This window comes from Staphylococcus sp. M0911 (genome assembly GCF_003491325.1).
Lineage (GTDB): Bacteria > Bacillota > Bacilli > Staphylococcales > Staphylococcaceae > Staphylococcus > Staphylococcus warneri_A.
The window spans coordinates 2,307,845-2,334,493 of record NZ_CP022881.1 but is presented as its reverse complement, the minus strand read 5'-3'; the positions used below and the strand labels follow the sequence as shown (position 1 = coordinate 2,334,493).

The following is a 26,649-nucleotide window of genomic DNA, read 5'->3' as shown; positions in this document are numbered from 1 at the left end:
ACAAAGTTGTTTTAAAGTTGTAATATAATGGCTTTTTTAGAGGGAAGTCACTTGATTTGTATGAAGTTTGACATAATAAATAGAATCAACTATATTTATATTGTTATGCTCAAAAGTAAAATTAAGCCTTAGCTAGCGATGTATGCTAATTATTTTTTAGTGTATGTCGAAAGACAAGGAGTAATTAACGTTTGAACGGATATATTGATAAGCAGGTAGCTTTTTAAATGGAAATAGAATCAATCAAGTAAATGAAGGATTTTAACATAGATAGTACATTAAGATACATACTTTTTAGATAGAGAATGTATGCTTTAGTATTGAATGTTGAAATCTTAATGATAATATTTCAAGTTAAAATGAAGCCTACAGTAGCAAGTTTCTCATTTGTAAAAATTGGGGAAGTGACTATTGTAGGCTTTTTATTATACATAAATTTAAATGATCGAATCTTTATCAAGGAGGTATCTAGAGTCAGTATGAGTGTACTCTTAATTTTGTTTCTTATTACACTGTTGCTAGCAATGATTAGCGGATTAATATTTTTATCTGCTTCGATTCCTACGCAATATATCAAGATACATATGTATATTATTGTTTTACCAATCATAGTAGGCCTAATTGGATTATTTACAGTAAATAATCCAATAATCATCGGACCTTTTACGTTAGATAAATTAGCGTGGTTAATGGGAAGTTTTATTTTAATATTAGGGTTTATTATACAAAAGTTTTGTGTACGTTATTTGCTTGGTGATAAAAACTATCGACAATACTTTCCACTGTTTACACTCATTACTGTATTTGCGTCTGTCGCTTGGTTAAGTGGGGATCTAAGACTAATGGTTTTAAGTTGGGGTGCAACGTTGCTGTGTCTGACTTTATTAATCAGGGTCAATCGATTCTGGAAAGTGCCGCATGAAGCGGCGAAAATTTCAGCTAAACTGTTTATCGTTGGATGGTTATCACTAGTGATTGCCGTGCTATTGTTATTTGTTTCAACTGGTCATTGGTATATCGACGCAGTAGCTGTTGATTATAGTCACCTGTCTTTTGGTCTGAAATTGATTATTGATTTATTTATTGTGCTTGCTGTGATTATCCCAGCGGCTCAATTTCCCTTCCAAAGTTGGTTGATAGAATCTGTTGCGGCGCCTACACCTGTATCAGCAATTATGCATGCAGGTATTGTAAACGCTGGGGGTATTATATTAACACGCTTCTCTCCAGTATTTGACAACCCAATCGCGATTACAGTGTTGTTATTCATCGCGAGTGTGTCTGTATTGTTAGGTTCAGGGATAAGCCTTGTTCATGTTGACTACAAACGGCAACTTGTTGGGTCGACGATGAGTCAAATGGGCTTTATGTTAGTGCAATGTGCATTAGGTGCATATACAGCAGCTATTATACATCTAGTATTGCACGGTGTATTTAAAGCTACATTATTTTTACAATCTGGTTCTGTTGTGGGTAGATTTAATATTCCTACACCACTCACAGCTAAGCAATCATATAGTTGGATTGTACTTGGCAGATTGTTAGCAGTAGTGATTGCATTTGCTTTTTGGTTCAATAGTGATCATAGCGCATATGAATTAATTAGTGCACTTATTTTAGCATGGTCATTAATGGTGTCATGGAATCAACTCGTTGCCTTTAGTAAATCTGCAATGGGCAAAGTAATTGGTATCGGCATGATTGTTATTGTTGCCTTAGTGTATATCGTGACACATCATTTCTTTAATTATTTATTAAACACAGTGCATATTAGTGTGACACATCCCCCATTACTAAGCAGTATATTAAGTATTGGCATCATTGTATTTGGAAGTATTCTAAGTATTTGGGTAGCACGTCATCGAAATTCACACACATTTGCTGTGTTATATTTATGGCTAGTTAAATTGGGTGAAGCTAAATCTGCATCCATTGAAAGCCATCCGAATTATTTGAAAAAGTATTTATAAAAGGGTGAAAAATATGGTTAATTCACAACAACAGAATGATATAGCAATGATTGTTTCAAATGCGAAACGTGTTATTACACCGTTGTCTCCGATTTCGATTTTTGCGGCAAGAAATCCTTGGGAAGGTTTAGAAAACCAAACTTTTAACGAAGTAGCAACTTGGTTGAAAGATATCAGAGATGTTGATATTTATCCTAATCACAATGCTATCGAAGATGCTAAAGAACATGGAGAAATCGATGTAGATATTTTTGAATCTTTATTAAATGATGCACTTCAAACGGCGGAAATTAATATTGAAACTGACCTTGAAAAACGCTATATCAATAATATTCAACATATTAAGCGTGTGCCAGAGCACCTTTTAGGTAATCAAATACGTCGTGATATTTTGAGATCATTGCCGGATCAAATTAAAAAGAATAAGCAAACAGATTTACACAGACCTAAGGGTGCGGACCGTGTTAATCATAAAAATGAAAAGTTAATTGATGAGGTAGATGTACATATCATTAAGTGGTCTAAATTATACTTAGATCAATTTCAATCGAGTTGGACGATGCCTAAACGAGAAGAAGGCTTTTATACAGCGTGGTTACACTTAGCACAACATGACCCTGCTTTAACTAAAGAAGCTAGACAATTGATCCGCCACATGCCATCAAAGTCACATGAATTAATTAATCATGTATTAACCAAGTTAGATATTACTAATGATAATAGGCAATCTTATATAGAAGGTCAGTTACTGGCTTTGCCTGGATGGGCAGGGATGATGTATTACAGAGCGGAAGAAAATGAATCAGAGCGGGAGCTATTAACAGATTATGTAGCAATCAGATTAGCTACCGAATATGTATTATTAACCACTACTAAAGATCAATTTCAATTATCAGAGTTACATCATCATAAAGAAATTGAATTCGTTTGTGCGTTTATATTTTATGCGGAATTATCGTTAGAAGAATGGCTTAACCTATCAGATGAACTAAAGTTAAGATATCTTAATTTTGCGGGTCTATTTCAACGTCAATATTTTCAAAATTTATGGCTTAACGCTTGGGAAGAAACGCATGAACGTGACTTAGTCAATACGATTTATGAATCGCAATCTGGAAATAAGTCTCAAAAGATACAAGCGCAGTTAGCATTTTGTATCGATGTCCGTTCTGAACCATTTCGTCGCCATCTTGAAGGTGAAGGACCGTTTGAAACGATTGGTATTGCTGGGTTCTTTGGTTTACCTATAAAAAAAGAAGTGATTGATGCTCAATTTGAGCATGAATCTTTACCGGTGATGGTGCCACCAGCATATAAAATTCAAGAATATGCAGAACGACATAAACTAGAACGTTATCAACAACAACAACATACAATTACATCAATGTTTTATACATTTAAATTAATGAAACATAACGTGTTACCTAGTTTATTATTACCAGAATTAAGCGGACCATTCTTAAGTATAAATACGATTGCTAATACACTCATACCTACCCAAGCTAGACAGTTTGTTCATCGTTTTACAAAGAAATGGCTTCAAAAACCTGAGACAAAATTATCAATTGATCGTGAACATCACGTGTATTCGGAATTGCCAATCGGATTAACAGAGGAAGAACAAATTCAATTTAGTAAGCAAGCATTACAATTAATGGACTTAACCAAAGACTTTGCACCACTCATCGTTTTAGGCGGTCACGGTAGTGAATCGCATAATAACCCATACCATTCTTCTTTAGAATGTGGTGCATGTGGCGGTGCGTCTAGTGGTTTCAATGCTAAGTTATTAGCTATATTATGTAACCAGTCATCAGTCAGAACAGCACTTAAAGAAGATGGCATTATCATTCCAGATGAAACTGTATTTGTGGCAGCCGAACATAAAACGTCTGTAGATGAATTAGAATGGATTTATGTACCAGAATTAACTGAAAGTGCAAAACAAGCCTTTGATTTATTAGAATCAGTTATGCCTCAAGTGAGTTACAAGTCTAATTTAGAGCGTTTAGCACATTTACCAAACTTAGATAAAGTACATAAAGATCCAGTTGCTGAAGCATATCAATATGCAAGTGACTGGAGTGAAATTAGACCTGAATGGGGCTTGGCTAAAAATGCAGAATTTATTATTGGGAAACGTTCGATTACTGAAAATAGTAATTTAGAAGCACGTGCATTCTTGCATAATTATGATTGGTCACAAGATGAAGATGGTCATATTCTGAATACAATTATTTCAGGCCCAGCGCTTGTTGCACAATGGATTAACTTACAATATTACGCATCTACTGTGGCACCTCATTTTTATGGCAGCGGTAATAAAAGAACGCAATCTGTAACATCTGGACTTGGTGTTATGCAAGGGAACTCCAGTGATTTGATGTATGGTTTACCATGGCAATCAGTGATGGCACAAGATAATGAAATTTATCATTCACCCATACGTTTATTAGTTGTTATTCAAGCACCAGACACACATATTCAAAGATTACTTAATGAAAATCAGAAATTTGCACAAAAAGTGGACCATGGATGGGTGAGACTAGCTAGCATAGATGAAAAAAACAGTTGGAAAGATTGGTAAAATATAGGCGGTATATTAAAAAGTAATTGTAGATTATAGCGATGATCCTATTATTTCCGAATAGTAGATAAGATGTTAAACTATAGTTAATTAATGTTTAGGAGTCGTCTATATGAAAAAATCTAAAGGTGTATATGAAGCTGAAATCAGTAAAGCCATCACGCAATGGGAAAAAGATTTTTTAGGTAGAGGTTCATTATCGGTTAAGACAGACATATTAAGAGATATGATCATTATCAATTTACAAGGTATATTAACACCTGCAGAATATCGTGTATGTGAGACCAGTGAAGGATTGTTAAATATCAAACGCACAAGATCTGAATTAGTAGAGTCAGGACAAGATGATCTCAATGACCTTATATATGAAATTACTGGTGTCAAAGTAAGTAGTTTTCATAGTGATTTGAGTACAGTTACTGGAGAGAGAGTAATTGTATTTAAATTAGAAGATAATTTTGAGAAAATGATTAACCAAGGTTAAATTTTATAGAGCAGTATGATCTTACGAGAATGAAAAGGTCATACTGTTTTTTATTTCAAATATATTAAATACATAATGTAGACATATAGTCGATAAATAATACCTAATAAATTTGGAATTATAACCATAGTGGCGATTAATTTGTCGCCTTTGAAACCAATGACACATAAAATGATAGGTATCATATAAAGGACAAATAACCAAAATAATAATGTTTCGAATGATGGATGGATAGGTAAGAAAAAGCGAAATAATGTAATTAATAATGCGAGATAAATCATAATTATTTTGCTCATAATGAATGCCTTCCCTACTATCAAGCACAATGGATTAGTGTATGTGGTACAAGGTTTAATGTGTGATAGTCATATATTTGAAATTTATAATTATTTCAATTATACAATATTTTATATGCAAAAGGTATTAGAAATAAAGAATGCTATAGTATTTCATTTTATATTTTATAATCGAATATTATAAGGTACGTAATATTAAAGAATCAGTTATAATACATATTAAGATTTCAAAAATGAAGGGATGGTTGTTTATGAAAAGGAATATACATCATCAACCAATAGGTGAGTCCGTAACAGATTTTGAACCGCTGAATTTCCCGGATATTAAACAATTAGACGGACGGTATAGTTCATTAGTTAAATTAAGTGAAACACACATTAATGATTTGTTTGACGTATTATGTAATGAAGATAATGATGCGAATTGGACTTATTTGTTTAGCGAACCAATCCATGATTACGGTATTTTTTCAGAGTATATTAAAGGTTTAATGTCTAATGTAAACTCGTATTATTTTGCTATTATTGATCATAAGCGTGAAAAAGCGTTAGGTTACTTATCATTAATGAATATTGATTCGATTAATGGCAAGATAGAGGTTGGAAATGTCCATTATTCAAATGGATTAAAAAAGACGAAAGTCGCCACTGAAGTTCAATATTTGCTAGCGAAATATGTGTTTGAACAATTAGGGTATCGTAGATATGAATGGAAGTGTGACAGTTTAAACGAACCTTCTAGAAAGGCAGCATTGAGATTAGGGTTTACTTACGAAGGTATGTTTAGACAGGCAGTAATATATAAGGGACGTAATCGGGATACAACATGGTACTCAATGATTGATAAGGAATGGCCGATATTAAATGAACGTTTCGAACAATGGTTAAGTCCGAATAATTTTGATGAAGCCGGTCAACAACGTATTCGATTACAAGATATAAATAGGGCACGAGACTGAGCGAATTTCCTTTTGTTTTTTATAAAATAGAGACAAGGAATGATTGAATAAGATAAAGAGATAAAGGAGAAAGTATGAAAAATAGACGGGCAACAACAGGTATGTTTACGATTCCTTTATTTATCATAAGTATGATGATATTTATTTTAATGGCTGTCGGCGTTATACAAGATATACCATTTTTAAAATTTGTCGATAGCCATTCACTAGACTGGTTTACTACTACATTCGGTACGCCACAACGTCAATTTGAAGGAGACATGTTGAACTATTATATGACATTTTGTGCCACGATTGGTGATGTTAGTGGTGTCATTGTGATGTCAGTGATCATTACAATAATATTATTATTTAAATATCCACGTTTAGCTATATGGTTTATTTGCACAATATTAAGTGGAACATTAATTAATATTTTGATTAAAATGACTATCGAACGAATGAGACCGTATAATCATTTAGCCATTGACTCAGGGTTTTCTTTTCCTAGTGGGCACTCTAATGCGAGTACATTGTTTTTTATCACTTTATTGATTGTGGTGATGCCTTTAATTAAAAGAGCGGTCTTTAAAGCTATTTTGAGCGGTCTTGCATTAATATTATGGATAAGCGTTTTGATTTGTCGATTATATTTCCATGCGCATTATCTGACAGATGTGGTTGGTGGAGTGACTTTAGGTTTAACATGGATCGCTTTATGGTTAATGGTTTATCCACTGTTTGAACGAATCAAGTTTAAAAAGAATAAACATGTTATACATTGATAATTGTAAAATGAGAATGGATATATAGGCATGTTTCCGTTGTATATACGATAATTAAAACTAGGGGAGTTATTTTATGATGAATATTAAATCACCAAGTCCACTTTATTTAAAAGGGACAAGTCAACAAGCTATATTGTTATTACATTCATTCACAGGTACTGTTAAAGACATAAAGCATCTTGCTACAACGTTGAATGAACAAGGATTCACGTGTTATGTACCTAACTATCCTGGTCATGGATTACCGGTTACACAGTTTATTAAGTATGATGTTAATGATTGGTGGGCATGTGTGCAAGAAGCGTACCAGTTTTTAAAGGAAGAAGGGTACGAAGTCATTAATTCAGCCGGTGTATCGTTAGGTGGATTATTTACATTACGATTAGCTGAAAATGTTGAATTAAATCGTATCGTAGTGATGTCTGCACCTAGCGAGAAAACAGAAGCTGGTATTGCTTGGCGCTTAGAAAAATATGGCAAACGCATGAATCAGATAATGATGCTGTCTGAGGATGAGAGTGTTGAATCATTAGCCCAAATTAACCAATATCAAGATGAAATTAAAGTATTTCAAGGTGTTATTAATGATATTATGTCAAATTTACATGATATTAAATCGACTGCTAGAATTTTATATGGTGGACAAGATGAAGCGGCTTATGAAGAAAGTGCACACTATATTTTTAATCAAATTAGTAGCGATAATAAATCAATTCAAGATTTTCCACTCAATCAACATTTAATGACTCATGGTGAAGGAAGAGATGAATTAGAACAAGATATCGTTGAGTTTTTCACTCAAAAATAAAAACTAGCAATAAGGTGGTGTTCAACTGTGACGAGAACATTTTTATTAACCTATATTACGATTTCAGGCCACAGATATACAGAATTTAAGACTTTTGATAAGGGCATCGATAAGGACAAATGTGTTAGAAGAATTATAGATGAGTTTGATGAATTACCTTATCTTTATCTAGAAAAAGGTGATTCAATACATTATATTAATGTCGATCATATTGAAAGTTTAGAAATTGAAGAAGTAAATGATGGCCAAACGATTACTTATAGTAGCGAAGATTAAAATATAAAGAATAGTCATAACTGATGCTAATCAATGTATTAAATGAAAGGCAACGTTATGGGCTGTTCTTTTTTTATTATTCTGACAATTTGTATGAATATTGCACTTATAACTAACTAATGGTAAAGTGTTACTTAAGTACATAAACGCTTTAACGCATTAAAGGAAGTGAGTGAATATGAGTAAGCAATCAGAATGGAAAACTTCTACTGGGTTTATATTAGCAAGTGCCGGTTCCGCAATTGGATTAGGAGCAATGTGGAAGTTTCCTTATATGGCTGGTATATATGGTGGTGGCGCCTTTTTATTAATGTTTTTAATTTTTACCATTTTTGTAGGACTGCCATTATTAATTATGGAATTTACAGTAGGGAAAATGGGAAGAACGTATACAACTCAAATCTATAGTAAACTCACAGGTAAAAAGTGGCTCAATGTGATTGGGTGGAACGGGAATTTAGCAGTTTTTATATTGTTTGGTTTCTATAGTGTCATTGGCGGATGGATTATTATTTATATGGGGAATGTTATTTGGCAAATATTAAGTTTAAATACAACTCACCTGACACAACTCAATTTTGAAGCAATGATTAGTAATCCATGGCTTACTGTTTTAGGACAGGGTATTTTTATCTTCTTAACGATGATCATTGTTATGTTAGGTGTAGAAAAAGGGTTGGAAAAAGCATCCAAAATCATGATGCCACTATTATTTATCTTTTTAATTATTGTAGTGGTAAAATCATTATCTTTAGACGGATCGCTAGAGGGTGTGCGTTACTTGTTACAACCTAGAGTGGAAGATATTTCAATGGAAGGTATTTTATTTGCGTTAGGTCAATCATTCTTTACCTTATCATTAGGAACAACTGGAATGATTACATACGCAAGTTATGCACCGAAGACAATGACTATTAAATCATCAGCGGTTTCCATTGTATTGATGAATATTTTAGTTTCGGTCTTAGCGGGCTTAGCTATTTTTCCTGCTTTGAAAACATTTGGTTATCAACCACAAGAAGGTCCAGGATTATTATTCAAAGTACTACCGTTTGTATTTGATAAAATGCACTTTGGTATTGCCTTTTATCTGATGTTTTTAATTTTATTCTTATTTGCAGCGTTAACATCATCCATTTCACTGTTAGAATTAAACGTTTCTAATTTTACGAAAAATGATAATACGAAACGTCAACCTGTCGCATTGATCGCAAGTATACTGGTCTTTTTAATTAGTATTCCAGCGACATTATCATTTGGAAGTTTGAGTGGCGTTAAATTTGGCGCAGGTACAATATTCGATAATATGGATTTTGTCGTTTCGAATATATTAATGCCTTTAGGGGCACTTGGCACAACATTAGTAGTAGGACAATTGTTGGATAAACAGCTGCTACAAGAAAGCTTTGGAAGAGACAAATTTAAATTGTTTTTACCATGGTATTATTTAATTAAATTTGTAATGCCAGTAGTCATTATTTTAGTATTTATTGTTCAATTATTTTAATTTATACGATGAGAACAACATCATTATAAATGCCATAGGGCTTATCGAAATTTAAATTTCGATAAGCCCTATTTGTATTAATTGGCTAAAATATACCAGATATTTTTGATAATTATACAACTTACGATGAGTACGATAACACTTGAAACTTTATTTAGAATAATAATGTATTTTCCTGTTTTATCGACCGAACCTATCATTTTACCGAGTATCGCTAATAGGATAAACCAAATCCAAGATACTAAAATAGTAGCGCCAGCAAATAATATCTTTTCGGTGCCATGATACATAGACGCACTTGTTCCAATTACACCAATCGTATCCATTATCGCGTGAGGATTAAGTAATGAAACGGATAATGCGAAGCCGATTTGTTTTTTTGCGCTCATGGGTTCCATATGTTCTAAATGACTAGGCTTTTCATTCCATAATGACCATGCCATATATAATAGAAAGGCGAGACCAATGATATAAATGACTAACTGTAAAATAGGAAGAGACATTAAGATTAAGGATACGCCTAAAATAGCTAACACAATTAAAGTAGTATCACATAAGCCAGCTGTGACGATCACTGGTAATGCTTTAGTTAATTTCTTTTGATTTGCACCTTGATTAAATACAAATACATTTTGAGCACCTAAAGGTAGAATCAGACCTAGTGCTAATAAGAAACCGTGAATGATCGGTTGCATAAAAAATACCTCTCTCACTTTTGACTTGAAATTAAGTAAAATGATAAATTCAGAAACAAATATCAGAATATTTAAAAATATTATACAAAAGCAATATATAATTTTCAACATTGAATTATTTAGCCATTTTAAAAAGCCCTAGATACATTATTACGAATGTATCTAGGGCATGAAAATATATCGATTAAATATGATTTTACTTATGATTGTTGGACGGCTTCTACTAATGCATCCGCTGCAAGAAGTCCAAGTTTATTAGAAGCCAGTGGGCTATCGCCAGTTAATAATTTACGATCTTGATGAGTTTGGCCACTCATTTCTTTATTTACAACTTGAAGTCCTTGTTTAGTCAATAAATCAGCGACTAACCATTTAAGTTTACCAGGTAAATAACCGATATCGATATTTGCGCCTTCATCTAATGCATCTGGGAAGACACATACAGAATATCCTTCAAATGGAGATTTTTCTCTATTTAATCCAGCAGATAATAATGCTGCCGGGCCGTGACATAATGTGATAACAAATTTATCATAATCTAATGCCCAATCTAAAGCTTGTTGAACATCTTCACTTTCAGAAATACCAACAACTGCGGCATGTCCACCAGGGATAAAGAGTGAAATATAATCTGAATCAGGCCCAAGTTCATTTTTGATGACTTCAGATAATACTTTAGGCTGTTTTAATTTTTCTTTTAGCTTATTATATGTTTCTTGTACTGCTTCATCTTCCGTAGGCATTGCCCAGTGCTCTAGTTTGACAGGGTAACCAGTTAATGTAGCGACATCTACATCGAAGCCTGCTTCCATTAAATGATGTAACGGTAATAGCATTTCAACTGGATGGTTTCCTGTTGAAAACATTTTACCGTTTTCTAATAATACATAACGCTCTTCAGCGGCAATCATTAATACTTTCCATTTGCCACCGGTATAAGCATTTTTATGATTAACACCATTAAAATCTGTTTTAGGCGCTGTATATTGACTTAATGAATATGGTGAAGGGAAAAATGCATTATCCTCCGCTTTGTCAGGGGTTGGTGCTTTACTTAATTGACTAGAATCTTGAGTCATTTATATTCCTTCTTTCCTAAGTTTGTATGCTTATATCCATGAAAATAGTCTCTTAAACATTCAATAACGCATTCATCATACTGAATCATCAATAAAAAAGTGTACTTAGACATCATGGTTGAGTCAAAGTACACAGGTTTAATGATCTATTGAATATTTTCGAAAACAACATTTTGTTTTTTTAATTCTTCTTCAATGTTTTTAGGAAGACTACAATTTTTAAATGTGACATGATCAAAGATACAATGTTTTAATTTGATATTTTCAAATGTTGAATTGCTAATTTCTGTCTTTTTAAAAACAACATTTTTAAATACAGTATCTGTGATTTTAACGTCGCTAAAAGTATTTCCGTCGAATACAACATCTTGGAATGTTGTATTATTGATCGTTGTTTCATCAAATGTTGTATTTTCAAAAGAGATTTTTTTGAAGAGGTTTTTATAAAAATTCACTTGTTCAAAAATACAATCATTCATACTACTATTAACCACTTTACTGTTAGAAATAGCATTAATATTTTTGAAAATCCCTTCATTAAAATTACAATTTTTAAAGCGACCTTTATTAACTTCTAATTCATCGTACATTGAATTTCTAAAATTAGTCGCTGTATGGCTCAAGTTTTTATAATTTTCTTTAGTGAATACAGATAATGATAGGTCTTTATTTGACATCTTATTGTGAACTCCTTTACTTGTATTATCCATGAAAATGTATGAACGGTATTATCATTATCATAACAGAATAAAGTAGATGACACATTTGATTGAATTTAAAAATAATGATGTAAAAAATATAAAAAGTTATAAACTATGAAATTGCAAATTTGTGTACAATCCTTTATAATTCATACCTGTTAAATAAGAATTAATTAATCCATTTGAGAAAGAAGGGAATGTTCAATTTTCCACTGAATAAAGGATGATTGAATATATAGAATATGATTGCATATGACTTAATAGGAGAGACACCACTCGTGTTATTAGAGAGTTTTAGTGATGAAGATGTAAAAATCTATGCGAAACTCGAACAATTTAATACAGGCGGAAGTGTAAAAGACCGACTAGGAAAGTATTTAGTTGAACAAGCGATTGAAGAGGGGCGTCTACATCGAGGTGATACCATTGTAGAAGCTACAGCTGGTAATACAGGGATTGGTTTAGCAATAGCTGCCAATCGTTACCAACTTAATTGCGTGATATTTGCACCAGAAGGCTTTTCCGAAGAGAAAATATCAATTATGCGTGCTTTAGGTGCTGATGTTAAAAGAACTGTAAAAGCTGAAGGCATGATAGGTGCACAACAAGTTGCCCGACAGTATGCTGAAGACACGCAATCGATTTATATGAATCAATTTGAAACAACACATAATCCAGATGCCTATACTCATACATTAGGTAAAGCGTTAACAGATGAACTAAATCATATTGATTACTTTGTTGCTGGTGCTGGCTCGGGCGGTACATTTACAGGCGTCGCGAGACACTTACAACCATTAGGTGTTAAAAATTATATCGTCGAACCTGAGGGGTCGATATTAAATGGCGGTCCAAGTCATACGCATGCCACAGAAGGTATTGGTTCAGAAAAATGGCCTAGCTTTCTAGAGAAATCATTAGTAGAAGGTATTTTTACAATTAGTGATCAACATGCCTTTGATAATGTAAAAGCCATCGCTAAACAAGAAGGGTTACTAGTAGGTAGCTCATCCGGCGCTGCACTTCAAGGTGCACTTGAATTAAAAAAACAAATAGATAAAGGGATTATCGTGACGATATTCCCTGATGGTAGCGACCGATACATGTCAAAACAAATATTTAGTTATAAGGAGAATGAGAATAATGAATAAAAAAACACAAATGATACATGGCGGACATACAACAGATGATTATACAGGTGCTGTAACGACTCCAATTTACCAAACAAGTACATATTTACAAGACGATATCGGAGATTTACGCCAAGGTTATGAATATTCACGTACTGCCAATCCAACACGTGCGTCTTTAGAAAGTGTTATTGCAGACTTAGAACATGGTAAACATGGTTTCGCATTTGGTTCAGGCATGGCAGCTATTAGTGCAGTGATTATGTTATTAGATAAAGGAGACCACCTTATTTTAAATTCAGATGTATATGGTGGTACGTACCGTGCTTTAACAAAAGTATTTACACGCTTCGGATTAGACGTAGATTTTGTAGATACAACCAATATTGAAAATGTTGAGAAATATATTAAACCAGAAACAAAAATGTTATATATCGAAACGCCTTCTAATCCATTATTACGTGTGACAGATATTAAAGGTGCTGTAGCGATTGCTAAAAAACATAACCTTATTTCTGTAGTAGATAATACATTTATGACACCTTATTATCAAAATCCATTAGATTTTGGTATTGATATAGTTTTACATTCTGCTACTAAATATATTGGTGGACATAGTGATGTAGTTGCAGGATTAGTAGTGACTGCAGACGATGAATTAGGAGAACGTATAGGCTTTATCTCAAATTCAACTGGTGGTGTGCTTGGACCACAGGATAGCTACTTATTAGTAAGAGGAATCAAGACGTTAGGTTTACGTATGGAACAAATTAATCGTAACGTAGAAGCAGTGATTGATATGTTACAGTCTCACGATAGTGTACAAAAAGTATTCCATCCAAGTATTAAAAGTCACTTAAACTATGATATTCATGCTGCACAAGCAGATGGACATACAGGCGATATTGCATTTGAAGTGAAAGACACAGAAGCTGCGAAACAAGTGATTCATGCTACGCAATATTTCACGTTAGCTGAAAGTTTAGGAGCAGTAGAAAGTTTAATATCAGTTCCTGCATTAATGACACATGCATCTATTCCAGCAGATGTACGCGCTAAAGAGGGTATCACAGATGGATTAATCCGTTTATCAATTGGTATTGAAGACACAGATGATTTAGTCAATGATTTAAAACAAGCACTTGATACATTAAACTAATGCTATCACTATTTTTAAGGTCTAGGGAGTTGTCCCTAGGCCTTTTTTTGAGCAATTACATAAATAAAGTTAAGAATCTTTCATTAGAATCTGAATTGTGTTAAAGTAGTTAGATAATCGAATATCTTGATAATCAAGGTAAATAGAGGTGGTTTAAAAATGAATGATGATAACAATCAAAATGATGTTAAACATAATGATATTGTGACTTCATTTAGAGATTTAGGACGGCGAGTTGTTTTATACCAACATAAAATTGCAGAACAATTAGATGTATATAATCATGATTGGACTACGATTGATATGTTAAGTGAGACGGGGCCTATCACTGCTGGTGAATTAGGTAGAAGAGTTGGACTTACAACGGGAAGTGTTACAGCATTGGTCGATCGATTAGAAAGAGCAGGCTATGTTAAACGTGAGCGTCATCCTAAAGATCGTCGAAGTATTATGATTGTTCCACAATATGAAGATAAATCAGAAGTACAACATGCTTATGAAACATTGAATCAACATATGACTGAACTGACAAATCAATATACGGCAGAGCAAATGGAAACCATTCAGTCGTTTCTAAAAGCAACAACAGCTATTTTAGATAATGAAATTGAACGTAAGAAATAAAATAAAGAAAAAGAAGGTCTGAATTATGAAAATTAACCATATTAATATAACGGTCAACGATGTAAAAACAACGCGAGCATTTTTTGAAAAGTATTTCGATTTAGTTTGTATTGGTAGTGCTGGCAATATGTTTGCAGCTATGAATGACGAAGATGGATTTCTATTTAATTTAATAGAAGGAGAAAATATAAAATATCCAGATACATTCCATATTGGTTTCCCGCAAGAAAGTAAAGAAGAGGTGGATCGTATACATCAAATCTTAAAAAATGACGGGTATGAAGTATGGGATCCTGAAATGGCGCATGCAACATATACTTTTTACTTTAAAGCACCAGGCAATTTTACAGTAGAAGTTTATTGTGAAGTACAAGAAAAAACAGAAACATATGTACATTCATATTTCGCAGACTACAATAAATAGCATTTAAAATATTGGCAATTTGAAGATATGAAATATAAATAGTGACTGAGACATGTTGAATTGTCTCAGTTTTTTAATGTAAACATAAAGACGAAAAAATTTTCTTATAATTCATAATTTAGCTAATATTGTGCGTGTTTCAAATCGAGATTATTCCCATATTGTCAGGGTATGCGAATAATGTAGATTAATTTTATGAGAGGAGTATTTGAATGATTTTTGAAACAATGGAACAAGAAGATTATGAACAAATAGTTTTTTGCCAAGATCAATCAACGGGTCTAAAGGCAATTATTTGTATTCATGATACAACGCTTGGACCAGCATTAGGTGGTTGCCGCGTGAGAAATGATTATGCATCAGAAGAAGAAGCAATTGAGGATGCTATGAATTTAGCACGCGGAATGACATATAAAAATGCTGCAGCTGGCTTAGACCTTGGTGGAGGTAAGACAGTAGTGATGGGATCACCTAATAAAGAAGATGAAGAAGCATTCTATAGAGCATTAGGGCGTTATGTTCATACATTAAATGGTCGTTATTATACAGCTGAAGATGTAGGTACATCAGAGCATGAAATGAACCTTATTCATAAAGAAACACCTTATGTTTGTGGTACAAGTAAGTCGTTCGGCTCAGCAGGTAATCCAAGTCCTATGACAGCTTATGGTATATATATTGCTATGAAGCGTACGGCTTTAGAACAATTTAATGGTGAATCTCTTGAAGGTAAGACCGTAGCAGTTCAAGGTGTGGGACACGTGTCCTATGAACTTTGTCGTCTTTTACATGAAGATGGTGTTAAGTTGATTGTTACTGATATAAATAAAGATAATGCACAACGTGCAGTAGATGAGTTTAATGCGACATTTGTTGAACCAGATGATATCTTTTCAGTAGAAGCGGATATCTTCGCGCCATGTGCACTCGGTGGTATATTAAATGACGATACAATTCCTCAATTAAAAGTTAAAGCGATTTGTGGTTCAGCAAATAACCAATTAAAAGATGAAAACAAACATAGTCAAATGTTAGAAGAAAAAGGTATATTATATGCACCAGATTATATTGTGAATAGTGGTGGTGTAATCAACACTGCTGATGAGTTGAATGGATATAATGAAACGCGTGCTAAGGAAAGTATTGAAGGTATAGATAAAATTGTGAAACATATCTTTGATATCGCCAAAGAACAACATAAAACACCATTAGAAGCGTCACAACATTTTGCAGAAACACGATTGAAACAAATGTCCCATATTCAAGATATTAGAAAATAAAATAACTGAAAATATCAATAAAGCAACCCAGGATTAATGTCCTGGGTTGCTTTTTAGGATGAAATGATAGTTAAAATGTATAAACAAAATATCATGGAATTTTAAATTAACGAATGAGGAGATTAAAAATTAAATATGAATATTCGGGTTTATTATTAATGAATTCGGTTAATAGAAATATACGAAAGCACAACTTTATTATTTTATACATGTAATATCATAAAATTTAATTTCTGAAATATTAATTGATTATTAAATATAACGACAAATTGAATTGAGTTCCAAATAATTTGCAAACAAATGTTTTATTTATGTCGATTTGCCAAGAGTTGTGATTTTATTTCTAAAAAAGAATAAATACTTTTTCGTTTTTAGGTAATAATAATTCTATTTACTTTTGAATATAAAGCGTGGGTATATATGGTTTTGCAACATTTGTAAAATTTCAATCAATTAAGCATTATATGTATATACAATGTTAAAGTTGTGCAAAATATATGAGGTGATTCATGAATGAAGAATAGACAAGGCTTTTTACCAAACAAATTAAACAAATATGCAATTAGAAAATTTACGGTAGGTACTGCATCGTTATTAATAGGTGCGACATTAGTATTTGGCGTAGGAAATGTAGCGAGAGCAGATGAATTAGATAATGCATCGTCACAAAATAACGACGGCAATAAAGATAAAAGTGAACCTGTCGATATAACCGAACTGACTAATACTAACGAAACAGCTAGTACAGAGGATCAAGCAACTGACAAAGCAACTACAAATGTGTCAGAAGAAGCTAATCATGCTGATCAAACGGCAGCAACAACTCAAGATACTAGTCAAACAGAAAAATCTAATACGGAAGAGACACAAAATACCGAACAAGCAAACACAGAAAAAGCTTCTTCAAATCAAACAACAAAAGACTCCTCTAATATAGAACAAGACACAATTAATAAAACAAATGATAAAACATCAACAACGACTGAAGATAATAAAGGTGTTACATCAGTAACTGATGAAAAATCAGATGCTTCTTCAACGACTGACAAGAATAACGATGACAAAACAACAACTGCAGAAGAAAGTAAAACATCAGAAGAACCAACTACAGAAACAACGACTACTAAAGAAACTCAATCAACAGATAATAAGTCGGCCTCTACAACTAAAGAAACTTCCTCACAAGACCAATCAACAAATGAAAATTCAACAACAGACAATTCATCTCAAGAAAAGCAAACAACATCAACTAAGGAAACTGCTAATACATCAAAGAAAGCAAGTTCAACAGAAAAAGTTAATGAGCCACAAACTACAACATATGAAAATAAAGTGGAGACAGAACTTGGTAAACAATTAGCAGCATCAGATAATAAAGAACAAGCTGTTCAATCATTCTTAAATGATCAAGTGTCTAAAACAGAAGCTAAAGAAATTTTAAATAATACAGATGTTGATTTCAATAAAGCAACAGACGAAGAAATTAATCAAGCCGTTTTACAAGCTGCATTAACTGAAATGGCAAACAAACAGAAGAGTACAGAAACATTAGCTACGCCACCTAAAACTAGAACGTTTATGCGTGCAATGGCTACACCTAGAATGTTGGCAGCAGCTGTAACATCCCCTGATCAAGATGCTCAAAAATCATTAGCGACATCAGATAACTATACATTTGCGTCATTAGTGTTTGACCCAGAAGCATTAGATTCAGATGCTGTTAAAAATAGTACATCAATTCCATTTAATATTGATGCTTATATGTCGGGTGCTAACTCAGGAACAAGATATAAAATCGACTTAAACTTAGACTCTAAAATTGCTGATCATGTAACGAAAATATCAGTTAACCCAGCTGGAAGTAATACACCGGTTCAATTTACAAGATTAAAAAATGATGACGGTACACCTTCTAATATTTGGGAAGTGAATTATATTCGAGCTAGCGGTGGATTATTTGGTGGTGCAGAAATTTTAGCATCTAAAACTGCATCAGGCGGTAAAATTGAATTAGATGATACTGTGGGTAATATTTTAAATAATGCAGGAGATTTATCTGATAATAAATTAAATTATCAAATTTATGTTAGAGATTCTTCTAATAATACAATTATTCGTACGTCTGAAAGCAGTGGTTACTTCCTTACAGATGCAGATAAAGATTTAGTTGATTTAAACAATAATACTTCAACAGCAAACTCAAATGATTTTAAAGCAAGTAGTGGTACGGCTAGTTTAGACACTAAAGTAGGCGACAATGGCGCAATTATCGTTGACCAACAAGTTATCAAAAATGGTATCTTCGGATATGGTGGCGCTCAAAATAAACAATGGAGCTACAATTATCAAATTGATAAAGATTTAATTCCATTTATTCAAAGTGTTGAATTAGATAAATATGATTATGATGGATTAAAAGGTTTTGATAAAACATATAATGCTGCTAACAAAGTAGCTGATTTATCTATCGATGCCAATGGTAATGGTACGATTACAGCAAGTGATTTAAATAAATTAATCGAATTTAATAATGGTTTACCTGAAACAGTAGGTATGAGAATCGTTATTAAATTAAACCAAAGTCCCAATAATATTTTAACTAAAGATGCACAATATGATGCCAAAGGTAATTTAATTAGTTCTACAACTGACCAAGTTGAAGATTTTACATTTGCTGGATACCTTACAGATAATGCTGGCAAATTAATTAATAACACATTAGGTACATCTTCGTTAGAATTACAAGACTATGATAAAGATGGCTTATTAGATCGTTATGAAAGAGAAGTATCATTAACTGATGCCAATAATGCAGACACAGATGGCGATACTAAAAATGATGGAGACGAAGTGAAAACATATCATACATCACCATTAGTAGGTCAACCTAATGCTGCAGATATTACGATTAATGACACTAAAGTTAGTGGTTCAGTAACGTTAAAACCAAATGCAGGTACACAAACTGCTAAAGTCATAAATTCAGCGGGTCAAGTTATTGGTACGTCTACTGTTAATAGTGATGGTACATTTGCTGTAACGATTCCAAAATCAGCTGCTGGTCAATACACAATTGCTATTGATGCGCCGAATTATGATAATGATGAAACAAATACATTTAATATTGTAGATAATACTATTGTTCCAGCACCATTAGTGGATCCTGTCGATGATAACGACACGACTATTGGCGTTCATGGTACTGCTGGTTCAACAGTGACAGTAAAAGATAGTAATAACAATGTCATTGGTACAGTTACATTAGGTGCAAACAGTACAACTGGTACGTTAACTTTATCAAAACCTTTAGCTGCAGGAACTCAATTAACATCAACTGCAACTAAAAATGGTAAAACAAGTGCGGTTTCACCAACAGTAACAGTGACAGATGCAACAGCACCAGATGCGCCAGTGATTAACCCGGTAACTAGTGATGATACAACGGTTACAGGTAAAGCAGAACCGAATTCAACAGTAACAGTTACATTCCCAGACGGCACTACGCAAGTTACAACTGCGGATGCATCAGGTAATTATACTGTTAATATCCCTGCTAATGAAGACTTTACTGGTGGCGAAACAATTAAAGCTTCAGCTAAAGATGCTGCAGGCAATAAATCAGTTGATTCAAACGTGACTGTGACAGATACAACAGCACCAAATCAACCAACGGTCAATCAAGTAACAAGTGAAGATAAAACAATCACAGGTAAAGCAGAACCAAACTCAACAGTAACAGTAACATTCCCAGATGGGACTAAAGTTCAAGCCATTACAGCAACAGATGGTAGTTATCGAGTGGCTGTACCTACCAATATTGATTTAGTAGGTGGCGAAACATTAGGCGTTACTTCAACTGATAAAGCTGGAAACACATCGACGGCTGCAAATACAACAGTTGTAGATGTTACAGCACCAAAAGAACCTGTAATTAATGATGTAACAAGTGAAGATAAAACAATTACTGGTACATCAGAACCAAACTCAACAGTAACAGTAACATTCCCAGATGGTACAAAGGCTTCAGCGACAGCAGATGCTTCGGGTAATTACACAATTGGTATTCCAGATTCTGAAGACTTAAAAGGTGATGAAGAATTAAGTGTAGTTGCAACAGATGCAGCAGGTAATGTGTCAGTCGATGCTGGTACAACAGTATTAGATAAAACACCGCCTGAAGTACCAACCATCAACCCAGTAACAAGTGAAGACAAAACAATCACAGGTAAAGCAGAACCAAATTCAACAGTAACAGTAACATTCCCAGATGGTACAACAGCTAATGCGACAACAGATGGCGACGGTAATTATACAATTGATATCCCTGCCAATGAAGATTTAAAAGGTGGAGAAGCATTACCAGTGACATCAACAGATGGCGCAGGTAACCAATCTGGTGCAGCGACTACGACAGTAACAGATACAACGGCACCTACAGTACCAACAATTAATCCAGTAACAAGGGAAGATACAACAATTACAGGTCATGCGGAACCAGGTTCAACAGTAACAGTAACGTTCCCAGATGGAAATACAGCTACTGGTACAACGGATGCAGATGGCAATTATGTTATCAATATTCCTACTGATGAAGACTTAAAAGGTGGAGAAGAGTTACCAGTGACTTCTACAGATAAAGCTGGTAATAAATCTGATGTTGCGACAACTGAAGTAACAGATACAACAGCACCAGAAGCACCAACAGTTAATCCAGTAACAAGTGAAGATAAAACAATCACAGGTAAAGCAGAGCCAAACTCAACAGTAACAGTGACATTCCCGGATGGCACAACAGCAACAGGCAATACAGATGCAGATGGCAATTATGTGATTGATATTCCAGCTAACGAAGATCTAAAAGGTGGCGAAACATTACCAGTTACATCTACAGATAAAGCTGGCAATAAATCTCAACCTGCGTCAACAGTGGTAACAGATACAACAGCGCCAACAGTACCGACTGTAAACCCAGTATCTAGTGAAGATAAAACAGTTACAGGTAAAGCAGAGCCAAACTCAACAGTAACAGTAACGTTCCCAGATGGTACGACAGCTAGTGGTACGACAGACGCAGATGGAAACTATACAATAGATATTCCAGCGAATGAAGACTTAAAAGGTGGCGAAACATTACCAGTTACAGCGACAGACAAAGACGGCAATAAATCAGAACCAGCAACAACGACAGTAACAGACACAACAGCACCAGAAGCACCAACAGTCAATCCAGTAACAAGTGATGATACACAAATCACAGGTAAAGCGGAGCCGAACTCAACAGTAACGGTAACGTTCCCGGATGGAAATACAGCTAGTGGCACAACAGATGCAGATGGAAACTATGTTATTAATATCCCTTCAAGCGAAGACTTAAAAGGCGGCGAAACATTACCAGTTACATCTACAGATAAAGCTGGAAACACATCAGAACCAGCACCAACAGTGGTAACAGATACAACAGCACCAACAGTACCATCAGTGAATCCAGTGACAAGTGATGATACGCAAATTACAGGTAAAGCAGAACAAGGATCAACGGTAACAGTGACATTCCCAGACGGAAACACAGCGACAGGAACAACAGATGCGGATGGCAATTATGTTATCAATATTCCATCTAACGAAGACTTAAAAGGTGGCGAAACATTACCAGTAACAGCTACAGACAAAGATGGTAATCAATCAGAACCAGCAACAACAGTAGTGACAGATACAACAGCACCATCAACACCGACTGTAAACCCAGTAACAAGTGACGATACACAGATCACAGGTAAAGCAGAGCCAAACTCAACAGTGACAGTAACGTTCCCAGATGGTAAAACAACAAGTAGTACAACAGACGCAGATGGAAACTATGTCATCAATATTCCTTCAAGCGAAGACTTAAAAGGTGGAGAAGAGTTACCAGTAACAGCTACAGATAAAGCTGGTAATACGTCTGATAAAGCAACAACAGTGGTAACAGATACAACAGCGCCAACGGTACCATCTGTAAACCCAGTAACAAGTGACGATACACAAATCACAGGTAAAGCAGAGCCAAACTCAACAGTGACAGTAACATTCCCAGATGGCACGAAAGCTAGTGGAACAACAGATGCAGATGGTAATTATGTGATTGACATCCCAGCAAACGAAGATCTAAAAGGTGGCGAAACATTACCAGTAACAGCTACAGATAAAGACGGTAATGAATCAGAACCAGCAACAACAGTAGTAACAGATACAACAGCACCAACAGTACCATCTGTAAACCCAGTAACAAGTGATGATACACAAATCACAGGTAAAGCGGAACCAGGTTCAACGGTAACAGTGACATTCCCAGATGGCACGAAAGCTAGTGGTACAACAGATGCGGACGGTAACTATGTGATTAATATTCCTGCCAACGAAGATCTAAAAGGTGGCGAAACATTACCAGTAACGTCTACTGATAAAGATGGCAATGAATCAGAACCAGCAACAACAGTAGTGACAGATACAACAGCACCATCTGTACCGACTGTTAATCCGGTAACAAGTGATGATACACAAATTACAGGTAAAGCAGAGCCAGGCTCAACAGTGACAGTAACATTCCCAGATGGCACAAAAGCAACTGGTAAAACAGATGCAGATGGCAATTATGTGATTAATATTCCTGCCAACGAAGATTTAAAAGGTGGCGAAACATTACCAGTAACTGCAACAGATAAAGATGGTAACGAATCACAACCGTCAACAACAGTAGTGACAGATACAACAGCACCAACTGTACCATCAGTGAACCCAGTGACAAGTGATGATACACAAATTACAGGTAAAGCGGAACCAGGTTCAACAGTAACAGTAACGTTCCCAGATGGCACAAAAGCAACTGGTACAGCTGACCAAGATGGCAATTACGTGATTGATATCCCAGCTAATGAAGATTTAAAAGGTGGCGAAACATTACCAGTAACTGCAACAGATAAAGATGGTAACGAATCAGAACCAGCAACAACAGTAGTGACAGATACAACAGCACCAACTGTACCGACTGTTAATCCAGTAACAAGCAACGATAAGACGATTACAGGTAAAGCAGAACCAGGCTCAACAGTAACAGTGACGTTCCCAGATGGAAGCACTTCAACTGGCAAAGCTGATCAAGATGGCAACTATGTAATTGATATTCCAGCTAACGAAGATTTAAAAGGCGGAGAAACATTACCAGTAACGTCTACAGATAAAGACGGTAATACGTCAGAACCGGCAACAACAGTAGTGACAGATACAACAGCACCAGAAGCGCCAACAGTTAACCCAGTAACAAGTGATGATACACAAATCACAGGTAAAGCAGAGCCAAACTCAACAGTGACGGTAACATTCCCAGATGGCACAACAGCTAGTGGTACAACTGATGCAGATGGCAATTACGTGATTGATATCCCAGCTAATGAAGACCTAAAAGGTGGCGAAACATTACCAGTAACTGCAACAGATAAAGATGGTAATACATCAGATAAGACAACAACAGTAGTAACAGACACAACAGCACCAACTGTACCGACAATCAATCCGGTAACAAGTGAAGACAAAACAATTACAGGTAAAGCGGAACCAGGTTCAACAGTAACAGTGACGTTCCCAGATGGCACAACGGCAACAGGTAAAACAGATGATAACGGCAATTATGTCATCGATATTCCTGCCAACGAAGATCTAAAAGGCGGAGAAACATTACCAGTTACTTCAACAGATAAAGACGGTAATGAATCACAACCAACAACAACAGTAGTAACGGACACAACAGCACCGTCTGTACCGACAATCAACCCAGTAACAAGTGACGATACACAAATTACAGGTAAAGCAGAGCCAAACTCAACAGTGACTGTAACATTCCCAGATGGCACAACAGCGACAGGTAAAACAGATGAAAACGGTAACTATGTGATCGATATTCCAGCTAACGAAGATCTAAAAGGCGGAGAAACATTACCAGTCACAGCGACTGACAAAGATGGCAATACGTCAGAACCAGCAACAACAGTAGTAACAGACACAACAGCACCATCTGTACCAACTGTTAATCCGGTAACAAGTGACGATACACAAATTACAGGTAAAGCAGAACCAAACTCAACAGTGACGGTAACATTCCCAGATGGCACGAAAGCTAGTGGAACAACAGATGCAGATGGTAATTATGTGATTGACATCCCAGCTGGAGAAAATCTAAAAGGTGGAGATCATATTGGCGTTACAGCAACAGATGCTAATGGAAATACGTCTCCATCTACTGATGGAACAGTGGTTGATGATGGTAAACCTGTAGATCCAAGTCAACCGACAGATCCAACAAATCCAGGTGAACCAACGGATCCAAGTCAACCGACAGACCCAACAAATCCAGGTGAACCAACGGATCCAAGTCAACCGACAGACCCAACAAACCCAGGTGAACCAACGGATCCAAGTCAACCGACAGATCCAACAAATCCAGGTGAACCAACGGATCCAAGTCAACCGACAGACCCAACAAACTCAGGTGAACCAACGGAACCAGGTCAACCAACAGACCCAACAAACCCAGGTGAACCAACAGAACCAGGTCAACCGGCAAACCCAACAAATCCAGGTGAACCAACAGAACAAACAACACAAGGTCATGTATCTGGAAATAATGTAACTTCAAATGGTGCTGTACAACAAAGAAACCATGAGACATCATCAACAAACAAAGGTAATAATCATGAAAAAGATCAAAGTGAATTACCTGAAACTGGACAAGATGGTGTGAACAAAGGAACATTATTCGGTACATTATTAGCTGGATTAGGAGCGTTATTCTTATTCTTCAAACGTCGTAGAGAAGATGAAGAGGAAGAGGAAAAATAAAGAGTAAGTCAAAAGAACAAATATAGTTTAAATAAAGACCCATTCCAATATACTGGAATGGGTCTTTTTTATGAAAAAAACCGCTAAATCGAATATCGACTTAACGGAATGAATTAAAATAGTAATGATAGAAGTGCAAGTATTGGTAAAAGCCCTTGCTTAATGATGATGGCTTTTTGACTTGTTAGTGCACCATATATAGCAACAATGATCATATATACAAGAAGACATGTAGTCAATTCTTTAGGATGAGTACTCAAAAAGTAGGCATAGAGAATGAAAATACCAAGTAAACCATTGTAAAGCCCTTGATTCTTCATTAAAGTATTTAGGTTTTTATCTTTTAATGCAGATGTACTCATTTTGAAAGTATGACTAGTTTTGTTAGATGTGGTTAGTAATGTTTGTAACACCATGATTAATAAGAATTCTATTGCCACAAGTATTACTAAAATAGCAGTGAGTATACTCAATTTAAATCATTCCTTTTTCTCTTTATATTTATAATCAAATAGTAATGTAAATAGATATTAATTACAATACAATATAAATAGATAATTTAATGTCATTTTAGGCATAAAAAAAGCAACCATAACGGTTGCTTTGAAAATGTTATTACATTTTTACGACATTAGCTGCTTGTTCTCCACGATCGCCTTCAACGATGTCGAATTCAACTTTTTGTCCTTCTTCTAATGATTTGTATCCTTCTTCAGCGATTGCTGAGAAATGTACGAATACGTCGCTTCCATCTTCTCTTTCGATGAAACCAAAACCTTTTTCTGAATTAAACCATTTAACTGTACCGTTATTCATATAGAATACCTCCGCGTGCTTTTGCACTAAATATTTGTAACAAGTTTCATTAAATCAAAAGAGTATATTCTAAACAAATAAACTTCAATCAAATTCACGACCTTTTATTACGTTAGATTAACTATACACCCTAAAACACAATAAGTAAAGGAAGAATAATTATGAATATGAAAATGTTAGTATAATACAATGTTTAAAAATAGCTGGAGAGACTGT

The 26,649-nt window shown here is 34.7% G+C and carries 19 protein-coding genes and 1 pseudogene; 14 read left to right on the top strand and 6 right to left on the bottom strand.

All coding sequences use genetic code 11. From position 1 onward, the window contains the following. Positions 1 to 479: 479 nt before the first annotated feature. The 3 genes from ssp1_RS11325 to ssp1_RS11315 all read left to right on the top strand — a co-directional run bounded on the left by ssp1_RS11325 (position 480) and on the right by ssp1_RS11315 (position 5,041). Positions 480 to 1,970 carry an NADH dehydrogenase subunit 5 gene (locus ssp1_RS11325; RefSeq protein WP_075778228.1) on the top strand — a complete coding sequence of 497 codons (1,491 nt, stop codon included), beginning with the start codon at positions 480 to 482 and terminating at the stop codon, positions 1,968 to 1,970. A 13-nt stretch (positions 1,971 to 1,983) separates the two neighbouring features. Beyond that, positions 1,984 to 4,557: a DUF2309 domain-containing protein gene (locus tag ssp1_RS11320; protein ID WP_118828225.1), complete on the top strand. Its 2,574-nt coding sequence runs from the start codon at positions 1,984 to 1,986 to the stop codon at positions 4,555 to 4,557. Positions 4,558 to 4,669: 112 nt separating this feature from the next. Next, positions 4,670 to 5,041 carry a Na-translocating system protein MpsC family protein gene (locus ssp1_RS11315; protein ID WP_002451469.1) on the top strand — a complete coding sequence of 124 codons (372 nt, stop codon included), beginning with the start codon at positions 4,670 to 4,672 and terminating at the stop codon, positions 5,039 to 5,041. Positions 5,042 to 5,091: 50 nt separating this feature from the next. On the opposite strand, the gene ssp1_RS11310 is transcribed toward ssp1_RS11315, so the two are convergent. Further along, positions 5,092 to 5,340 carry a hypothetical protein gene (locus tag ssp1_RS11310; RefSeq protein WP_171970117.1) on the bottom strand — a complete coding sequence of 83 codons (249 nt, stop codon included), beginning with the start codon at positions 5,338 to 5,340 and terminating at the stop codon, positions 5,092 to 5,094. A gap of 248 nt (positions 5,341 to 5,588) precedes the next feature. On the opposite strand from ssp1_RS11310, the gene ssp1_RS11305 reads away from it, so the two are divergent. The 5 genes from ssp1_RS11305 to ssp1_RS11285 all read left to right on the top strand — a co-directional run bounded on the left by ssp1_RS11305 (position 5,589) and on the right by ssp1_RS11285 (position 9,654). Further along, positions 5,589 to 6,296 (top strand): GNAT family N-acetyltransferase, encoded by a 708-nt coding sequence (locus ssp1_RS11305; RefSeq protein ID WP_002451467.1) that lies wholly within the window; start codon positions 5,589 to 5,591, stop codon positions 6,294 to 6,296. A gap of 74 nt (positions 6,297 to 6,370) precedes the next feature. Continuing rightward, positions 6,371 to 7,060 carry a phosphatase PAP2 family protein gene (locus tag ssp1_RS11300; protein WP_049425218.1) on the top strand — a complete coding sequence of 230 codons (690 nt, stop codon included), beginning with the start codon at positions 6,371 to 6,373 and terminating at the stop codon, positions 7,058 to 7,060. 79 nt (positions 7,061 to 7,139) lie between these two features. After that, positions 7,140 to 7,871: an alpha/beta hydrolase gene (locus tag ssp1_RS11295; protein WP_075778248.1), complete on the top strand. Its 732-nt coding sequence runs from the start codon at positions 7,140 to 7,142 to the stop codon at positions 7,869 to 7,871. A 27-nt stretch (positions 7,872 to 7,898) separates the two neighbouring features. Further along, positions 7,899 to 8,147 carry a hypothetical protein gene (locus ssp1_RS11290; RefSeq protein WP_002451464.1) on the top strand — a complete coding sequence of 83 codons (249 nt, stop codon included), beginning with the start codon at positions 7,899 to 7,901 and terminating at the stop codon, positions 8,145 to 8,147. Positions 8,148 to 8,325: 178 nt separating this feature from the next. Next, positions 8,326 to 9,654: a sodium-dependent transporter gene (locus ssp1_RS11285; RefSeq protein ID WP_107536122.1), complete on the top strand. Its 1,329-nt coding sequence runs from the start codon at positions 8,326 to 8,328 to the stop codon at positions 9,652 to 9,654. Between the two features lie 77 nt (positions 9,655 to 9,731). On the opposite strand, the gene ssp1_RS11280 is transcribed toward ssp1_RS11285, so the two are convergent. From ssp1_RS11280 to ssp1_RS11270, 3 genes are all read right to left on the bottom strand, one after another. Next, the gene (locus ssp1_RS11280) at positions 9,732 to 10,349 is read right to left on the bottom strand and encodes a LysE/ArgO family amino acid transporter (RefSeq protein ID WP_075778225.1); all 618 of its coding nucleotides are present in this window, start codon (positions 10,347 to 10,349) and stop codon (positions 9,732 to 9,734) included. 200 nt (positions 10,350 to 10,549) lie between these two features. Then, positions 10,550 to 11,428, bottom strand: coding sequence for a glyoxalase III HchA (gene hchA / locus ssp1_RS11275; protein ID WP_075778224.1), 879 nt, complete (start codon positions 11,426 to 11,428; stop codon positions 10,550 to 10,552). 146 nt (positions 11,429 to 11,574) lie between these two features. Continuing rightward, positions 11,575 to 12,105 carry a pentapeptide repeat-containing protein gene (locus ssp1_RS11270; RefSeq protein WP_002451460.1) on the bottom strand — a complete coding sequence of 177 codons (531 nt, stop codon included), beginning with the start codon at positions 12,103 to 12,105 and terminating at the stop codon, positions 11,575 to 11,577. 266 nt (positions 12,106 to 12,371) lie between these two features. On the opposite strand from ssp1_RS11270, the gene ssp1_RS11265 reads away from it, so the two are divergent. The 6 genes and pseudogenes from ssp1_RS11265 to ssp1_RS11240 all read left to right on the top strand — a co-directional run bounded on the left by ssp1_RS11265 (position 12,372) and on the right by ssp1_RS11240 (position 25,617). Beyond that, the gene (locus tag ssp1_RS11265; protein ID WP_107536301.1) at positions 12,372 to 13,280 is read left to right on the top strand and encodes a PLP-dependent cysteine synthase family protein; all 909 of its coding nucleotides are present in this window, start codon (positions 12,372 to 12,374) and stop codon (positions 13,278 to 13,280) included. Beyond that, on the top strand, positions 13,273 to 14,418 hold the full coding sequence (locus ssp1_RS11260; protein ID WP_118828224.1) for a bifunctional cystathionine gamma-lyase/homocysteine desulfhydrase: 1,146 nt from the start codon (positions 13,273 to 13,275) through the stop codon (positions 14,416 to 14,418). Before ssp1_RS11265 ends, ssp1_RS11260 begins: the two co-directional genes overlap by 8 nt. Positions 14,419 to 14,577: 159 nt before the next feature. Further along, positions 14,578 to 15,042 carry a MarR family winged helix-turn-helix transcriptional regulator gene (locus tag ssp1_RS11255; protein ID WP_075778222.1) on the top strand — a complete coding sequence of 155 codons (465 nt, stop codon included), beginning with the start codon at positions 14,578 to 14,580 and terminating at the stop codon, positions 15,040 to 15,042. 25 nt (positions 15,043 to 15,067) lie between these two features. Beyond that, positions 15,068 to 15,406: pseudogene (locus ssp1_RS11250) on the top strand (VOC family protein); the annotation flags it as partial. Between the two features lie 272 nt (positions 15,407 to 15,678). Then, a complete protein-coding gene (locus ssp1_RS11245) occupies positions 15,679 to 16,746 on the top strand; it encodes a Leu/Phe/Val dehydrogenase (RefSeq protein ID WP_002451455.1) in 1,068 nt (355 codons plus the stop codon). 513 nt (positions 16,747 to 17,259) lie between these two features. Continuing rightward, on the top strand, positions 17,260 to 25,617 hold the full coding sequence (locus ssp1_RS11240) for an Ig-like domain-containing protein (protein WP_118828223.1): 8,358 nt from the start codon (positions 17,260 to 17,262) through the stop codon (positions 25,615 to 25,617). A gap of 113 nt (positions 25,618 to 25,730) precedes the next feature. Here the strand turns inward: ssp1_RS11240 and ssp1_RS11235 are convergent, their stop codons facing one another. Further along, positions 25,731 to 26,090, bottom strand: coding sequence for a DUF1304 domain-containing protein (locus ssp1_RS11235; RefSeq protein WP_075778043.1), 360 nt, complete (start codon positions 26,088 to 26,090; stop codon positions 25,731 to 25,733). A gap of 142 nt (positions 26,091 to 26,232) precedes the next feature. Next, positions 26,233 to 26,433: a cold-shock protein gene (locus ssp1_RS11230; RefSeq protein ID WP_002450876.1), complete on the bottom strand. Its 201-nt coding sequence runs from the start codon at positions 26,431 to 26,433 to the stop codon at positions 26,233 to 26,235. Positions 26,434 to 26,649 lie beyond the last annotated feature (216 nt).

Bases quoted from the DNA above. Each gene is read 5' to 3' on its own strand.
- ssp1_RS11325 (WP_075778228.1), top strand. From the start codon at position 480: ATGAGTGTACTCTTAATTTTGTTTCTTATTACACTGTTGCTAGCAATG.
- ssp1_RS11320 (WP_118828225.1), top strand. From the start codon at position 1,984: ATGGTTAATTCACAACAACAGAATGATATAGCAATGATTGTTTCAAAT.
- ssp1_RS11315 (WP_002451469.1), top strand. From the start codon at position 4,670: ATGAAAAAATCTAAAGGTGTATATGAAGCTGAAATCAGTAAAGCCATC.
- ssp1_RS11305 (WP_002451467.1), top strand. From the start codon at position 5,589: ATGAAAAGGAATATACATCATCAACCAATAGGTGAGTCCGTAACAGAT.
- ssp1_RS11300 (WP_049425218.1), top strand. From the start codon at position 6,371: ATGAAAAATAGACGGGCAACAACAGGTATGTTTACGATTCCTTTATTT.
- ssp1_RS11295 (WP_075778248.1), top strand. From the start codon at position 7,140: ATGAATATTAAATCACCAAGTCCACTTTATTTAAAAGGGACAAGTCAA.
- ssp1_RS11285 (WP_107536122.1), top strand. From the start codon at position 8,326: ATGAGTAAGCAATCAGAATGGAAAACTTCTACTGGGTTTATATTAGCA.
- ssp1_RS11280 (WP_075778225.1), bottom strand. From the start codon at position 10,349: ATGCAACCGATCATTCACGGTTTCTTATTAGCACTAGGTCTGATTCTA.
- hchA (WP_075778224.1), bottom strand. From the start codon at position 11,428: ATGACTCAAGATTCTAGTCAATTAAGTAAAGCACCAACCCCTGACAAA.
- ssp1_RS11270 (WP_002451460.1), bottom strand. From the start codon at position 12,105: ATGTCAAATAAAGACCTATCATTATCTGTATTCACTAAAGAAAATTAT.
- ssp1_RS11265 (WP_107536301.1), top strand. From the start codon at position 12,372: ATGATTGCATATGACTTAATAGGAGAGACACCACTCGTGTTATTAGAG.
- ssp1_RS11260 (WP_118828224.1), top strand. From the start codon at position 13,273: ATGAATAAAAAAACACAAATGATACATGGCGGACATACAACAGATGAT.
- ssp1_RS11255 (WP_075778222.1), top strand. From the start codon at position 14,578: ATGAATGATGATAACAATCAAAATGATGTTAAACATAATGATATTGTG.
- ssp1_RS11245 (WP_002451455.1), top strand. From the start codon at position 15,679: ATGATTTTTGAAACAATGGAACAAGAAGATTATGAACAAATAGTTTTT.
- ssp1_RS11240 (WP_118828223.1), top strand. From the start codon at position 17,260: ATGAAGAATAGACAAGGCTTTTTACCAAACAAATTAAACAAATATGCA.
- ssp1_RS11230 (WP_002450876.1), bottom strand. From the start codon at position 26,433: ATGAATAACGGTACAGTTAAATGGTTTAATTCAGAAAAAGGTTTTGGT.